The sequence below is a fragment of the Streptomyces sp. WG7 genome, assembly GCF_049975785.1.
Lineage (GTDB): Bacteria > Actinomycetota > Actinomycetes > Streptomycetales > Streptomycetaceae > Streptomyces.
Genome location: NZ_JBNGGE010000023.1, coordinates 51,790 through 65,680, shown reverse-complemented (window position 1 = coordinate 65,680; position 13,891 = coordinate 51,790). Strand labels below are relative to the sequence as shown.

Sequence of the window (13,891 nt, the reverse complement as noted above, 5' to 3'; positions counted from 1 at the left end):
CCTCGAACGCCGGCGCCTCACAAGCCCGCAGGGTCCTGCGGCCCCCTCCCCGACAGCACCTCGCCGTACGCCTGCATCAGATCCGGCAACCGCAACGTCGCCAGGTCGTCCCGGGTCAGCACTCCGGGACACACGGACAACCGCAGATCCCTGTACGCGCAGCTCTTCTCGTACAGCGTCCGCAGGAACCGACCGTTCCCCAGCTCGTCGATCCACCCCTGGTCCACCACGTGCCCGGCGATCGAGCGCAGTTCGTCGCGCGCCTCCTCGTCCCACGCGTCCCCGTTCTCGGCCGCGAGGACCTCACCGATCGCGGTGAGCTCCAGCGGCCGGTACGACGGGAAGTCGACCCGTGTGGTGAAGCGGGAGGACAGCCCCGGGTTGGCGGCCAGCAGCCGGTCCATGCCCTCCGGGTAGCCGGCCAGGATCACCACCAGGTGGTCGCGGTTGTCCTCGGCCCGCTTCAGCAGCACCTGGAGTGCCTCGTCGCCGTACGCGTCGCCCTTGCCGTAACCGGAGTTGGACAGGGAGTACGCCTCGTCGACGAAGAGGACGCCGCCGAGTGCGGAGTCGATCAGTTCGTTGGCCTTCACGGCGGTCTGGCCCAGGTACTCGCCGACCAGGTCGGCCCGCTGCGCCTCCACGAGGTGGTCGCCGCCGAGCAGACCGAGGGCGTAGAAGACGCGGCCCAGGATGCGGGCCACGGTGGTCTTGCCGGTGCCGGAGGGGCCGGAGAAGACGAAGTGCCGTTTGGGCGGCTGGACCGGCAGGCCCTGACCGGCTCGCAACCGCGCCATGTTCAGCTGCGCGGACAAGGCCTTGACCTGCCGCTTCACCGGATCCAGCCCCACCATGCGCTCCAGCTCGGCGAGTGCCTCCTCCAGTAACGCGGGGTCGGTGGGCCCGGTGGGCAGGGACGGGTCCGGCCTGCCCGCCCTCTCGCGCACCGGCGGTCCGGTCAGCGAGGGCAGCGGGGTGGTCAGCGGGGGCTCGGGGGCGGACAGCTTGAGGCCGCGCTCCTCGGCGCCGAACAGAGGGTCGAGTCCGTCGGCGCCGTCCAGGCCGTCCACTCCCGTCCCGGCCTGCGTGAGCCCCGCGAGGTCGGTGGAGTCGTCGTACCCGTCGCTCTCGGCGATCGCAGCCAACCGGGCCGAGGTGTCCATGAAGGCCGGGTCGACGCGGTGCACGGCCCGGTACAGCGGCAGCGCTGCGGCGCTGCGCCCCGTTCCCTCGTGTGCCCGCGCCAGCCAGTACCGCAGTTCCTTGCGCTGCGGCTGCTCGCTGCGGCACCGCATGAGGGCCGCCGACAGCAGCGGCTCGGCCTGTCCGTACATCTCCAGGCGTACCCGGGCCATGCCGCTGAACAGGCCGGCCTCGATGCCCAGCAGGGGATCGCCGAGCAGCGGGTCGGTGTGCCGGACGAGCTGTTCCCAGTCCTTGACCAGGTAGGCGCGGCAGGCGTGCAGGAAACGGACCTGGGCGTCGGTGTCCACGGGCGGCAGTCCGGCCAGCGCCCGGTCCAGTTCGGGCACGTGGCGGCCGTCCAGCCAGTGGGAGGCGTGCGCCAGCAGCAGATCGCGGGGACTCTCCAGTACCGGCTGTACCCACCAGCCCAGCCAGTACCAGGAGTTGAGCGTGCGGCGGTGGCGGGCGCGCTGCTCGCCGAAGCGCTCCCGGTGCCGGAACATCCTGAGCAGCGCGTTGGTGGTGTCGACGCGCAGCGCGTGCAGTCCCAGCCAGCCGTCGGCCATCGCCGGATCGATGCGTACCGCGGCCCGGAACTCCTCCTCCGCCTGCGGATAGGCCCCCATGGTGTAGGCGTCCACGCCGCGCAGCCAGGCGAGGTCGGCCGGGGCCTGCGGGCCCCGCGCGCCGAAATCCATCCCGTCCCCCACGTACCGTGCCCCCGTCGGTATGCCGGCGAGCCGTCGCCCGCCGACCGCCTCGGTCAACGGCTTTGCCGTGGACCGGAGTTGCAAGGTGCGCGCGGCAACCGCCCGTAGGTCGCACCGAGGGCATCGTACCCGCGGCGGTCTGTCCTCCGAAGGGTGCCGGGGCGGGCTGTTCCGCGAGGTGGGGGCAGCGGGGCACACGCGGGACGGTCACCGAAAGTGAGCGGATCGCGTCACGGAGCAGCAGGAAAACGCGCTCAGGGCAGAACGAAGCCCCCGATCACGGGGGAACAACCGGGGGCTTCGCGTCTGTCGGCGGCTTCGCACGGCCGCACATTCAGAACGTAAGACCTGTACGGCCCCCGGGTCAAGCGGAGTTGAGGCACTCCGGCCGGCTGTCGGGGAGTGATCTTCACGAGTTCAGCACATTGCGGAGGGTCCGTCACCCTGCGTGAGGAAGTGGGCGGAGGAGGCGGTTCCCGCGGGTCCCGGGAGCACCTCGTACCCCTCCACTCCCTGCCGTACCAGAAGGTGCGCGTAGGGGCGTGAGGGGTCGTCGGCGAAGTGCCGGCGCTCCGCCGGGATCCACCCGTCCCAGAACGCCCGCTGCTCCGCTCCGTCGCGCGCCCGTCCGCGTGCCCACGCCTCCTCGCGCGGGAGCTCCATCCAGAGCAGCTGGGCCAGGTGCGGACGCAGCGCCTCGCGGCCGGCGCCCACCCCCTCCAGCAGGACCACCGGGGCCGGCGGCAGTGGGCGGGGCGCTCCGAAGGACCGGGCGCGCCAGTCGTAGGGGGTGTACCGCGCGGTGTCGCCGCGCCGCAGGGGCTCGATCACCTGGCTCAGCAGCCGCCCCGTCCAGTCGAACAGTTCGCCGTGGCTGGCGATGTCGTCGAGGTGCAGCACCGGCGCGCCACCCAGCTCGGTGGCCAGCCGGCCGGTGAACGTGGACTTGCCGGAGCCGGCGTGCCCGTCGACGCCGATCAGGCGCACGGGCCCGCAGGAGGGGGGAAGCCGGCGGAGCCGGGCTGCGAGGGCGTCGATGGCGGGTCCTGGGCGGCGCGAAGGGACGGACGGCGTTCGCCCCGCACTCTAGCCGCGCCGTTCCGGTTCCCTCCCACGCCATTGGTCGACACCAATATTCGTGGCGCGGCGTGCGTGGAAGTGCTGGCAGGAGTGGGCGCCTGCGGCCATAGTTGGCGCACAACCGTGCAACGGACCCGCCCGACTCGGACACCTGGGGGTCTTCCGCCCATGAGCAGAGCCGAACAGCCGTCCCGCAGAACCGTCCTGGCCGCCGCCGTCGCGGCCGCCGTGGCGGGCAGCGCGATCCCGGCCACCGCCGAAGCCGCACCCGGTACGGACGCCGACGGCGCGGGGCCGGGCCGCGCGACCGCCCGGCAGGTCGACTACCATGCCTGGACCACGTTCCGCGACTGGCGGTGCGGTACCGCGCGGGGGGCCCGCCCCGTCGCCGGCGCCCGGCCCGGTGTCGCGATCGGCGTCCCGGCCGGCACCACCGACTACACCGACCCGCACACCGGCAGGGCCGGGACCTGGGAGTACGCGACCTGGACCTCGCCCGTCCACCGGCTCGCCGTGCCCTCGACGGAGGTCGTCGCCTCCTGGAACGCGCACACCCCGAGCGGCACCTGGCTCCAGGTCGAGCTCAAGGGCACCTACTCCGACGGCACGGACACCCCCTGGTACGTGATGGGCCGCTGGGCGGCCGGTGACCATGACATCAAGCGGACCTCGGTCGACGACCAGGGCGACGGCCGGAGCAGTGTCTGGACGGACACCTTCGCCGTCGACGACGCCTCCACCGGCCTGCGCCTGGCCTCCTACCGGCTCCGGCTCACCCTGTACCGCCGCCCCGGGACGAAGGCCACCCCCACCGTGTGGCGGCTCGGCGCGATGGGCTCCGACGTGCCCGACCGCTTCACCGTCCCGGCCTCCACCCCGGGGCTCGCCCAGGAACTGCGCGTCCCGCGCTACTCGCAGGAGATCCACAAGGGCCAGTACCCCGAGTACGACAACGGCGGCGAGGCCTGGTGCAGCCCCACCTCCTCGCAGATGATCATCGAGTACTGGGGCGGCCGGCTCACCGAGGAGCAGCTCGCCTGGGTCGACCCCTCCTACGCCGACCCGCAGGTCTGCCACGCGGCCCGGTACACGTACGACCACCAGTACGAGGGCTGCGGCAACTGGCCCTTCAACGCCGCCTACGCGGCCACCTTCGAGGGCCTCCAGGGTGTGGTCACCCGCCTCGGCTCCCTCACCGACCTGGAGACGCTGATCGCGGCGGGCATCCCGGCCATCACGTCCCAGTCCTTCCTGGAGGAGGAGCTGACCGGGGCGGGTTACGGCACCTCGGGCCACCTGATGACCGTGATCGGCTTCACCGCCGACGGCGACGTGATCGCCAACGACCCTGCCTCGGACGACAACGAGGCCGTGCGCCGCGTCTACAAGCGGCGCGAGTGGGAGAACATCTGGCTCAGGACCAAGCGGTACAACGCCAGTGGCAAGGTCGCCTCCGGCACCGGCGGTGTCTGCTACCTGTACTTCCCGGCACACCCCAGCCCGCGCCAGCGCAAGGCCCTCGCCGCGGTGGGCGTGCGCTGACCGCACCGCACCGCACCGCACCGCGGCGACGGCCCCCGGCACCGCTCCACCGCGGCCCGGGGGCCGTCCGCTGTGGCCGGGGGCCGGGGGCCGTCCGCCGGGGCCCACCGGCCCGCTGTGACCGACGTCTCCGCCGCAAAAGCCACTCACGGTGGCAAGGTGGACAGGGCGGCTGCCGCCAGGGGGAGCCGGGGGAGTCCACGCACGTCGAGATCAGTGAGAAGCCATGAGCGCACACACCGCCACCGCCACCCGTGTCCGTACCGGCGGCCCCAAGGACGACGGCCCGAAGATCCTCGAGCACGTCATGGGCTGGACCCTCGTCGTGGTTGTCGCGATGCTCGTGGTCCAGTTGGGGCTGCTGTGACGTGACACTCGTGTGACCTGCCCCACGACCCGGCCTGCCATACTGCGGATGTCCCGCCCCCCGCAGGAGACCAGGGCCGAAATTGAATATCAGTCAACAGCGTGCCGACGCCCGTCCCCGGGCGCGCGGCACCGAGCGCTCGCTGACCCGCCGCGCCGAACTCATCACCATCGGGCGGCGGTTGTTCGCCGACACGTCGTACGACGCTCTCTCGATGGATGACATCGCCCGCCAGGCGCAGGTCGCCAAAGGGCTGATCTACTACTACTTCCGTTCCAAGCGGGGCTACTACCTGGCGATCATCCAGGACTCGGTCGCCGACCTCGTCACCACGGCCGCGGGCGGCAGCGACCTGCCGCAGGTGGACCGTGTCCACCGCGCCGTCGACGGCTACCTGCGCTACGCCGAACGCAACCAGGCCGCCTATCGCACGATCGTCAGCGGCGGAGTCGGCTTCGACGCCGAGGTGCACGCCATCCGCGACGGGGTGCGCCAGGCGATCGTCGTCACCATCGCCGAAGGGGCGTACGGGCGTTCCGACGTCGGACCACTGGCCCGTATGGGCCTGCTCTCCTGGGTGTGCAGCGTCGAGGGCGCCACCCTGGACTGGATCGGCCGCCCCGAACTGCCCCGCGAGACCATGCGCGACCTGCTGGTGAAGTCGCTCGGCGGCACCCTGCGCGCCATCGAGGAGCTCGACCCCGCCTGCCCGGCCCCGGCCCCCGCCCGCCGGGACGCCTGACGACGGAGGGCACGAGCAGACCTCGGCGCCTTCGTCCCCCATGCTTCCGCGCACCGGGTCGGCCGGTCGACGGATCGGCTCATCGTTCGTGTGGTCACCGATCGGCTCCCAGAAGGACGTGTCGGCCGGACCGTGCTGGTCCTCGCCGCCGGGGCCGACCGGGTGGGGCGGCGGAAACAGCGCGGAGCGGGGGCGCCCCGGAGCGCGTCCTCCACCGTAGGGGGACCGGAGCGGCGAGGGGCGGTGGTCCGGACCGTTCGCGGTCCCGCGTGCCGGATCCGGCACGCGGGCACCGGCCGGTACATTTCTCGAAGTAAGCGGTCGTTAACTGGTGACTCCATGCCTCCGATCGGGCATACTCACAGCGCACAGCCGCTGGTCAGCCGCTTCCGCGACCCGGGAGTGCGAGCATCGGCCAGGCCCGAACGACCCGGCGGAACCGCCTCCACCCAAGGCGCACATCCGCCGATGTGCCCGACAGGGAGGAGAGCGTCGCCATGCCCGACCGCGCCCCGCAGCCGGTGGACCGGCAACTGCCCACGGACGAGGCACGGGATCTGATCTCGCTCGTCCGTGACATCGCGCAGCGTGAGATCGCCCCGAGCGCGGCCGAGGAGGAGGACACCGGACGCTTCCCGCGCGAGGTCTTCACCCTGCTCTCCGACTCCGGCCTGCTCGGTCTGCCCTACGACGCCGAGTACGGCGGCGGCGAGCAGCCGTACGAGGTGTACCTCCAGGTTCTCGAAGAGCTCGCCGCGGCCCGGCTCACCGTCGGTCTCGGCGTCAGCGTGCACACGCTCGCCTCCTACGCGCTCGCCGCCTACGGCACCAAGGAGCAGCAGGCCGAGTACCTGCCCGCGATGCTCGGCGGCGGCCTGCTCGGCGCCTACTGCCTCTCCGAACCCGCCTCGGGATCGGACGCCGCGTCCCTGCGCACCAAAGCCGTTCGCGAGGGCGGGGCCGCCTCCCGCCCGAGCGGAGCCGGGACCGGGACCGGGGAGGACTGGGTGCTCACCGGGACCAAGGCGTGGATCACGCACGGCGGCATCGCCGACTTCTACACCGTGATGGCGCGTACCGGTGAGGACGGCCCGCGGGGGATCACCGCCTTCCTGGTCCCCGGCGACGCCGAAGGGCTGAGCGCCGCGGTGCCGGAGAAGAAGATGGGCCTCAAGGGCTCGCCCACCGCACAGGTCCACCTCGACGGCGTGCGGGTCTCCGACGCCCGGCGGCTCGGCGAGGAGGGCCAGGGCTTCGCGATCGCGCTGTCCGCGCTCGACTCCGGGCGGCTCGGCATCGCCGCCTGCGCGATCGGCGTGGCCCAGGCGGCGCTGGACGAGGCGGTGTCCTACGCGGCCGGGCGACGGCAGTTCGGCAAGCCGATCTCCGACTTCCAGGGGCTGCGCTTCATGCTCGCCGACATGGCGACCCAGATCGAGGCCGGCCGCGCGCTGTACCTGACGGCGGCACGGCTGCGCGACGCCGGCCTGCCGTTCGCCAAGCAGGCCGCCATGGCCAAACTGCACTGCACCGACACGGCGATGCGGGTCACCACCGACGCCGTGCAGATCCTCGGCGGGTACGGCTACACCGCGGACTTCCCGGCGGAGCGGTACATGCGCGAGGCCAAGGTGCTGCAGATCGTCGAGGGCACCAACCAGATCCAGCGGATGGTCATCGCCCGTCACCTCGCGGGGCCCGAGGGGCGCTGAAGTCGCCGGAGCCGCCGGTGACGCGGAAGTCACCGGTGGCGAAGAAGTCCTCCTGCCCGCGCGGAGGCGCCGCGAGCCTGACCCACTCCGGGTCGTGGCGCCCGGGCAGGGTGCGGCCGCGGTCGGCCCAGGTCCGCATCAGCTCACGGTAGATCGGCGGGTCCGGGACTTGCGGAACCGGTCCCGCGGGCACCGGGACGAACATGCCGGGCCGACGCCCGGCCGCCGAGTACGTGGGGGTCATACCCGGGCAACGCGGCACCGGCGGACAGGACACCGGCCCGCGGAATCGAGAGTGAGTTCGCGGACGCCCGCCACCGAGTCACCGTTGCCGCGCCGGGCCTGACGCGGCGTCGCCCGTACCGGCCCGCACGATCCCCGGAGCAGCACACGCCGCCCCGCGCCACGGCGGTCTGTGAGCCGTGGCACGGCTGGTCGACGGGACTCGGGCAACCTCCCCTCGGACGGCGGGCGCCCGGGGCGGTTCAGGCCGCCTCGCGCCGCATCCTCGGCACACGCATCGGGCGCGAGCCCGGCCCGCCGACGTGGGAGAAGGGCTGGGTCCGCCAGTCGAGGCCCCGGGGGAGCGTCAACAGCAGGGCGGTGTCCTGCTCGAGGGGCTGGAACGACTCGTCCGCGGGGCGGGCCTCGGTGGCCCTGCGGCCGGTGCCCGCGCAGACCGAGAGGCCGAACGGGTCCCACGGCGAGGCGCACAGCGCGTGCTCCGGCAGCACCTCCTCGTCCGCCAGCAGGGCGATGGGCTGCGTGCAGTCCGGGCAGATCACCCGGTACATCTCGAAGGTGTCGTAGGTGTCGAGTTCCTCCTCGTCGAAGGCGTCGGGTTCGACGCCCTCCGATACGAGCTCGACGACCGGCTGCTGCCGCTTGGGCGTGGTACGTCCAGGGCGCTTAAGACTCTGCATTGGGTTCTCCCCCTCGGGCTGGGCCGTGACGGCACTGCGGCCTCGACCACAGCAAGCACTTCCCGTCCCCCTTGCGGGGTAATCACGAGAACATCACGGAGACCGTCCAAGGCATGTGGTCTTCGTCACATGCCGCTCGCAGGTGCCCCGTGCGGCGGATTTGTCCCCTCTCGGCCGTCGGCCGACTCCCCGTCACATCACGAACCGGGCATGACCTGGACTGCTCAGGTATCCGAGGAGATCAACCGCCCTGTAGGTTCTTGCGCCATGGAGGAGCTGGACCGACAGATCGTGCAGCTGCTCGTCAAGGACGGGCGGATGAGCTACACAGACCTGGGCAAGGCCACGGGCCTGTCCACGTCGGCCGTGCACCAGCGGGTGCGGCGGCTGGAGCAGCGTGGCGTCATCCGCGGTTACGCCGCGGTCGTCGACCCGGAAGCCGTCGGACTGCCGATGACCGCTTTCATCTCGGTGAAACCGTTCGATCCCAGCGCCCCCGACGACATCGCCGACCGTTTGGCCGTCGTCCCCGAGATCGAAGCCTGTCACAGCGTGGCGGGCGACGAGAACTACATCCTCAAGGTGCGCGTGTCCACACCGCACGAGCTCGAGGAACTGCTCGCCCGGGTCCGCTCCCTCGCCGGGGTGTCGACCCGGACCACCGTGGTGCTGTCGACGCCGTACGAGTCCCGGCCGCCGCGGATCTGACCGTCGGCCGGGCCCCCGCGCCGCCTCGGGCGTCGTGGCGTGCGGTGCACGGCCGGCCGCTGCGGGGCGGAGGCCCGAGCCGAGAGCGCGGCGACGGGCCGCCCGGGGGCGCGCCGCGCCGGGGGCACCGTCGGCGGCCGGGAACGACGTCTCCCGGGGCCGGCTTCGGCCCGCACGCGGCGTGCGGTGGCACGACGGGCGGCCACCGTGACGTCCGTGCCCCGCTGCCCGTCTCTCCCCGCGCGCCCGGCTTTCCCCCGCGCGCCCGGCTTTCCCCCGTGCGCCCGGCTTCCGCCGCGCGCCTGGCTCTCCTGTCCGCACGCCCGGCGCGACCGCCCGTACGCCCGGCGCGGCCGCCCCGACTGCCGTGTGGTCCGGGCAAGGGGCGAGACTGGTGTTCATGAGTGAGTCCACCACCCCGTCCACGACCGTCCTGCTGCGCCGCGGCGAGGTCCACAGTCCCGCCGACCCCTTCGCGACGGCGATGGTCGTCGAACGCGGCCAGGTCGCCTGGGTCGGCTCCGAGGGTGCCGCGGACGCCTTCGCGGACGGCGTGGACGAGGTGATCGACCTGGACGGCGCCCTGGTGACCCCGGCGTTCACCGACGCACACGTGCACACCACGTCCACGGGCCTCGCCCTCACCGGCCTCGACCTGTCCGGCGCCGCCACCCGCGAGGCGGCCCTCGCCCTCGTACGGGACTTCGCCGCGGCCCGTCCGGACGACCGCGTCCTCCTCGGCCACGGCTGGGACGCTTCCCGCTGGCCCGACGGACTGCCCCCGACACGCGCCGAGCTGGACGACGCCACCGGCGGCCGCCCCCTCTACCTCAGCCGTATCGACGTCCACTCGGCCGTCGTCACCACCGCCCTGCTCGACCTGGTCCCGCAAGGCGCCGGCCGGCCGGACGGCCCGCTCACCGCCGACGCCCACCACGCCGCACGCGCCGCCGCACTCGGGGCCGTCGCCCCCGCCCAGCGCGCCGAGGCCCAGCGTGCCGCCCTCGCGCACGCGGCCTCCCTCGGCATCGGAACCGTTCACGAGTGCGCAGGCCCGGAGATCTCCTCCGAGGACGACCTCACCGGCCTGCTGCGCCTCGCGGCAGGGGAGCGCGGCCCGCGAGTGATCGGATACTGGGCCGAACAGGACGTCGACAAGGCGAGGGAACTGGGCGCCGTAGGTGCCGCGGGCGACCTCTTCGTCGACGGCTCCCTCGGCTCGCACACCGCCTGCCTGCACCAGCCGTACGCCGACGCAGGCCACACCGGCACCGCGTACCTGGACGCCGCCGCCGTCGCCGCCCACGTCGTCGCCTGCACCGAGGCCGGCCTCCAGGCGGGCTTCCACGCCATCGGCGACGCCGCCGTGACCGCCGTGGTGGAGGGAGTGCGCGCCGCCGCCGACGAGCTCGGCCTCGCCCGGGTCCGCGCCGCCCGCCACCGCGTCGAGCACGCCGAGATGCTCACCCCCGAGACCGTCGCGGCCTTCGCCGAGCTGGGCCTGACCGCCTCCGTCCAGCCGGCCTTCGACGCCCTGTGGGGCGGCGAGGACGGCATGTACGCCCAGCGCCTGGGCGGCGAGCGGGCCCGCACCCTCAACCCCTTCGCGGCCCTGCTGCGGGCCGGCGTCCCGCTCGCCTTCGGCTCCGACAGCCCGGTCACGCCCCTCGACCCGTGGGGTACCGTCCGGGCCGCAGCGTTCCACCGTACGCCCGAACACCGCGTCTCCGTACGCGCGGCCTTCACCGCGCACACGCGCGGCGGCTGGCGGGCGATCGGACGCGACGACGCGGGCGTCCTGGTGCCGGGCGCACCCGCTGACTACGCCGTGTGGCGCACCGGCGAGCTCGTCGTCCAGGCCCCCGACGACCGGGTCGCGCGCTGGTCCACCGACCCGCGCTCCGGCACCCCCGGCCTGCCCGATCTCACTCCGGGCCGGGACCTGCCCGTCTGCCTGCGCACCGTGGTGGGCGGACGGACGGTGTTCGTACGGCCGGGCGAGTGATCTCCACGGCCGACGGAGCGATGATCTTCTTCCGTCTGCCACCTGCACGTCCTCCGCTCTGACCTGCGCGTTGACATGGAAGTCGCAGGTCGAACGACTGTTGACAGGCGACGGCGGGGGGCCGGTAGGTTCGGCCGGGTCCACCACCGGACGCCCGACCGGGGAATCTTCCGCGCACGCGTCGCGGCGCCGCTGGGTCAGGGACGGTGTGCCGCACCGGCGCACCGTCGCTGGGAGCCAGGCTCAGCGCTCGCGACGCGACGAGGGAACATTCCGGCCGGTCGGGAGGTGTGACCCGGGTGGGGCCCGGGCGCTCAGTAGACAACGGCTTTCGGTCGACCCGCAGCCAGCGGGCCCCGGGTCGGCCCGAAGGGCGCCGGGCCCCCATCCGCAGTGGAAACGGTCCTTAACCGTGCATCCCTACCCCGATGCTCGGGAAATGACACCGCCATACGAACGTCCTGTCACGTCATCGCAGGCCGCGGCCATTATGGTGGTCCTCTGCGTACGGACATGAAGGGGCAGCGGTGAACGACGGCGACGGGACACCCGCGGAAGCGGGGCGGGGGAGGCGGTTCGGCCCCCTGGGCACGGCCTTGGTGATCGTTCCGACCTACAACGAGGCGGAGAACATCAAGGCGATCGTCGCGCGCGTGCGCGAGGCGGTCCCTCAGGCGCACGTTCTCGTGGCCGACGACAACAGCCCCGACGGCACCGGCAAGCTCGCCGACGAACTGGCCGCCGAGGACGACCACGTCCAGGTCCTGCACCGCAAGGGCAAGGAGGGCCTGGGCGCCGCCTACCTCGCGGGCTTCCGCTGGGGCCTGGAGCACGGCTACGGCGTACTGATCGAGATGGACGCCGACGGCTCCCACCAGCCCGAGGAACTGCCCCGCCTGCTGACCGCCCTCAAGGGCGCCGACCTGGTGCTCGGCTCCCGCTGGGTGCCCGGCGGCCGGGTGGTGAACTGGCCCAGGTCCCGCGAATTCATCTCCCGCGGCGGCAGCATGTACTCCCGCCTCGCGCTCGACCTGCCGCTGCGCGACGTCACCGGTGGCTACCGCGCCTTCCGCCGCGAGACCCTGGAGGGGCTCGGCCTGGACGAGGTCTCCTCGCAGGGCTACTGCTTCCAGGTCGACCTCGCCCGCCGGGCGATCAAGGCGGGCTACCACGTCGTCGAGGTGCCGATCACGTTCGTCGAGCGCGAATTCGGCGACTCCAAGATGAGCCGCGACATCCTGGTGGAGGCGCTCTGGCGGGTCACCACCTGGGGTGTGGGGGAGCGGGTCGGCAAGGTGCTGGGCCGCGACAGGCAGCCCGGCAGAGAGCCGGGCAGGGCGGCCGGCAAGCCGACCGGAGCACCGGCCGAGGCGCCGCCGGACGACGTGCCGGGCGTCAAGCCGGCCGAGAAGGCGGCTGAAGACTCTGCCGAGAAGGTGGCTGAGGGCTCTGCCGGGACGGTGGCCGAGAGCTCTGCCGAGACGGCTGCGCCGTCTGCCGCGAAGGCGACCGAGAAGGCGACCGAGATGGCGACCGAGACGGGCGACAAGCCGACACAGACGCCCGGCGAGAACGCCTGATCGTCCCCTTATGCCGTGCTGAGCCGGGGCCAGGCACACTAGGGGTATGACGACTGGCGCTCAGACCCCCAGGTCCCCCGCCCGGCCCCCGCGCTCCCGCCTGCGCACCTTCCTGCCGCTGGGCATCGCCGCGTGGCTCGTGCTGGAGATCTGGCTGCTGACCGTGGTCGCGGGCGCCTCCAGCGGGTTCGTGGTCTTCCTGCTGCTGGTGGCGGGCATCGTCCTCGGATCCGTGGTGATCAAGAGCGCGGGCCGCCGGGCCTTCAGGAACCTCACGGAGACCCTGCAACAGCAGCAGGCAGGCGTGATGCCCGAGGCCGCCCGACCGAACAGCGAGGGCAACGGCCTGATGATGCTGGGCGGACTCCTCCTGATACTCCCCGGCCTGATCTCCGACGCGCTGGGCCTGCTCATGCTGTTGCCCCCGGTACAGAAGGCCGTGAGCCGCTACGCGGAGCGGACGGTGGAACGCAAGCTCCGCGAGGCCGGCCCCGGAACCTTGGGCGACGCGTTCCGCCAGGCCCGCATGCGCCAGCCGGGCGGCAAGGTCGTCCAGGGCGAGGTCGTGCGGGACGACCCGGGCGGCGCACCGCAGGACCCGCGTCCTCCGCTGACGCGCTGAGCTCCGCTCCCGCCGACCCGGACCCGCCAAAAACCGCGGGTGCCGTACGTGAAGTTCACGTACGGCACCCGCGGTGTTCGGTTGTGCTGCTTACGGTTTCCCGCTACGCACTCTTGCGACTGTCTCGCGGATGCACCGCGATGTTCATCGCGCCGGAGCGCAGAACGGCCAGTCGCTCCTCGAGGACCTCTTCGAGTTCCTCGCGGGTGCGCCGCTCCATCAGCATGTCCCAGTGCGTACGCGCGGGCTTGGCCTTCTTCTCCTCAGGGCCGTCGCCGTCCACAAGGAGTGCCTGGGCCCCGCAGACCTTGCACTCCCACTCCGGCGGGATCTCCGCCTCGACCGAGAAGGGCATCTCGAATCGATGCCCCTTCTCGCATGCGTACTCCACGGCCTGGCGCGGGGCCAGGTCGATGCCGCGGTCCGTCTCGTAGCTGGTCACCACGAGGCGCGTGCCGCGAAGAGCTCGCTCACTCATGAATCGTGCCTCCCGGGCTTGTCGCCCACAGGACAGGTGTCGCTGTCGTCGTCATCCGGTCAACGTCCGGGCGGCGGTAAAGATTCCCGTCCCGACTCCCGTTCCGGGCGTCTGCGTCGCCGTCGCAGTCGCAGCCTTGCAACCAGTGCAGTACCCGCCGACGTCCGGTTTGTCACCTCTGCTAGCAGATGTGGCATAGCGTTTCGGCACCTTTGACGCGCAGTAACGGTACGCCTG

The 13,891-nt window shown here is 72.7% G+C and carries 12 protein-coding genes and 1 pseudogene; 8 read left to right on the top strand and 5 right to left on the bottom strand.

Features of this window, described 5'->3' with window-relative positions; translation table 11 throughout:
- Window positions 1-17: 17 nt before the first annotated feature.
- Both ACP4J0_RS22360 and ACP4J0_RS22355 read right to left on the bottom strand, forming a co-directional pair.
- The gene (locus tag ACP4J0_RS22360; RefSeq protein ID WP_426600438.1) at window positions 18-1,883 is read right to left on the bottom strand and encodes an AAA family ATPase; all 1,866 of its coding nucleotides are present in this window, start codon (window positions 1,881-1,883) and stop codon (window positions 18-20) included.
- 429 nt (window positions 1,884-2,312) lie between these two features.
- Window positions 2,313-2,933 carry a uridine kinase family protein gene (locus ACP4J0_RS22355; protein ID WP_426600476.1) on the bottom strand — a complete coding sequence of 207 codons (621 nt, stop codon included), beginning with the start codon at window positions 2,931-2,933 and terminating at the stop codon, window positions 2,313-2,315.
- Between the two features lie 210 nt (window positions 2,934-3,143).
- Here ACP4J0_RS22355 and ACP4J0_RS22350 point away from each other — a divergent pair, with 210 nt between their 5' ends.
- The 4 genes from ACP4J0_RS22350 (at window position 3,144) to ACP4J0_RS22335 (ending at window position 7,338) form a co-directional block, all read left to right on the top strand.
- Window positions 3,144-4,517, top strand: coding sequence for a peptidase C39 family protein (locus ACP4J0_RS22350; protein ID WP_426600437.1), 1,374 nt, complete (start codon window positions 3,144-3,146; stop codon window positions 4,515-4,517).
- A 226-nt stretch (window positions 4,518-4,743) separates the two neighbouring features.
- The gene (locus ACP4J0_RS22345; protein WP_426600436.1) at window positions 4,744-4,884 is read left to right on the top strand and encodes an SCO1431 family membrane protein; all 141 of its coding nucleotides are present in this window, start codon (window positions 4,744-4,746) and stop codon (window positions 4,882-4,884) included.
- A gap of 82 nt (window positions 4,885-4,966) precedes the next feature.
- Window positions 4,967-5,626, top strand: coding sequence for a TetR/AcrR family transcriptional regulator (locus ACP4J0_RS22340; protein ID WP_426600435.1), 660 nt, complete (start codon window positions 4,967-4,969; stop codon window positions 5,624-5,626).
- A gap of 497 nt (window positions 5,627-6,123) precedes the next feature.
- A complete protein-coding gene (locus ACP4J0_RS22335; RefSeq protein ID WP_426600434.1) occupies window positions 6,124-7,338 on the top strand; it encodes an acyl-CoA dehydrogenase family protein in 1,215 nt (404 codons plus the stop codon).
- On the opposite strand, the gene ACP4J0_RS22330 is transcribed toward ACP4J0_RS22335, so the two are convergent.
- Window positions 7,301-7,582, bottom strand: a complete 282-nt coding sequence (locus ACP4J0_RS22330; protein WP_426600433.1) for a hypothetical protein — start codon at window positions 7,580-7,582, stop codon at window positions 7,301-7,303. The two genes, ACP4J0_RS22335 and ACP4J0_RS22330, sit on opposite strands and share 38 nt — an antisense overlap.
- 241 nt (window positions 7,583-7,823) lie before the next feature.
- Window positions 7,824-8,261: a hypothetical protein gene (locus ACP4J0_RS22325; RefSeq protein ID WP_426556794.1), complete on the bottom strand. Its 438-nt coding sequence runs from the start codon at window positions 8,259-8,261 to the stop codon at window positions 7,824-7,826.
- Window positions 8,262-8,528: 267 nt separating this feature from the next.
- Here ACP4J0_RS22325 and ACP4J0_RS22320 point away from each other — a divergent pair, with 267 nt between their 5' ends.
- The 4 genes and pseudogenes from ACP4J0_RS22320 (at window position 8,529) to fxsA (ending at window position 13,176) form a co-directional block, all read left to right on the top strand.
- The gene (locus ACP4J0_RS22320; RefSeq protein ID WP_426523101.1) at window positions 8,529-8,969 is read left to right on the top strand and encodes an Lrp/AsnC family transcriptional regulator; all 441 of its coding nucleotides are present in this window, start codon (window positions 8,529-8,531) and stop codon (window positions 8,967-8,969) included.
- A 400-nt stretch (window positions 8,970-9,369) separates the two neighbouring features.
- The gene (locus tag ACP4J0_RS22315) at window positions 9,370-10,974 is read left to right on the top strand and encodes an amidohydrolase (RefSeq protein ID WP_426600432.1); all 1,605 of its coding nucleotides are present in this window, start codon (window positions 9,370-9,372) and stop codon (window positions 10,972-10,974) included.
- 527 nt (window positions 10,975-11,501) lie between these two features.
- Window positions 11,502-12,296, top strand: a pseudogene (locus tag ACP4J0_RS22310) (polyprenol monophosphomannose synthase); the annotation flags it as partial.
- Between the two features lie 304 nt (window positions 12,297-12,600).
- On the top strand, window positions 12,601-13,176 hold the full coding sequence (fxsA, locus tag ACP4J0_RS22305) for an FxsA family membrane protein (protein WP_426600431.1): 576 nt from the start codon (window positions 12,601-12,603) through the stop codon (window positions 13,174-13,176).
- Between the two features lie 103 nt (window positions 13,177-13,279).
- Here the strand turns inward: fxsA and ACP4J0_RS22300 are convergent, their stop codons facing one another.
- On the bottom strand, window positions 13,280-13,654 hold the full coding sequence (locus ACP4J0_RS22300) for an RNA polymerase-binding protein RbpA (protein WP_003977404.1): 375 nt from the start codon (window positions 13,652-13,654) through the stop codon (window positions 13,280-13,282).
- Window positions 13,655-13,891 lie beyond the last annotated feature (237 nt).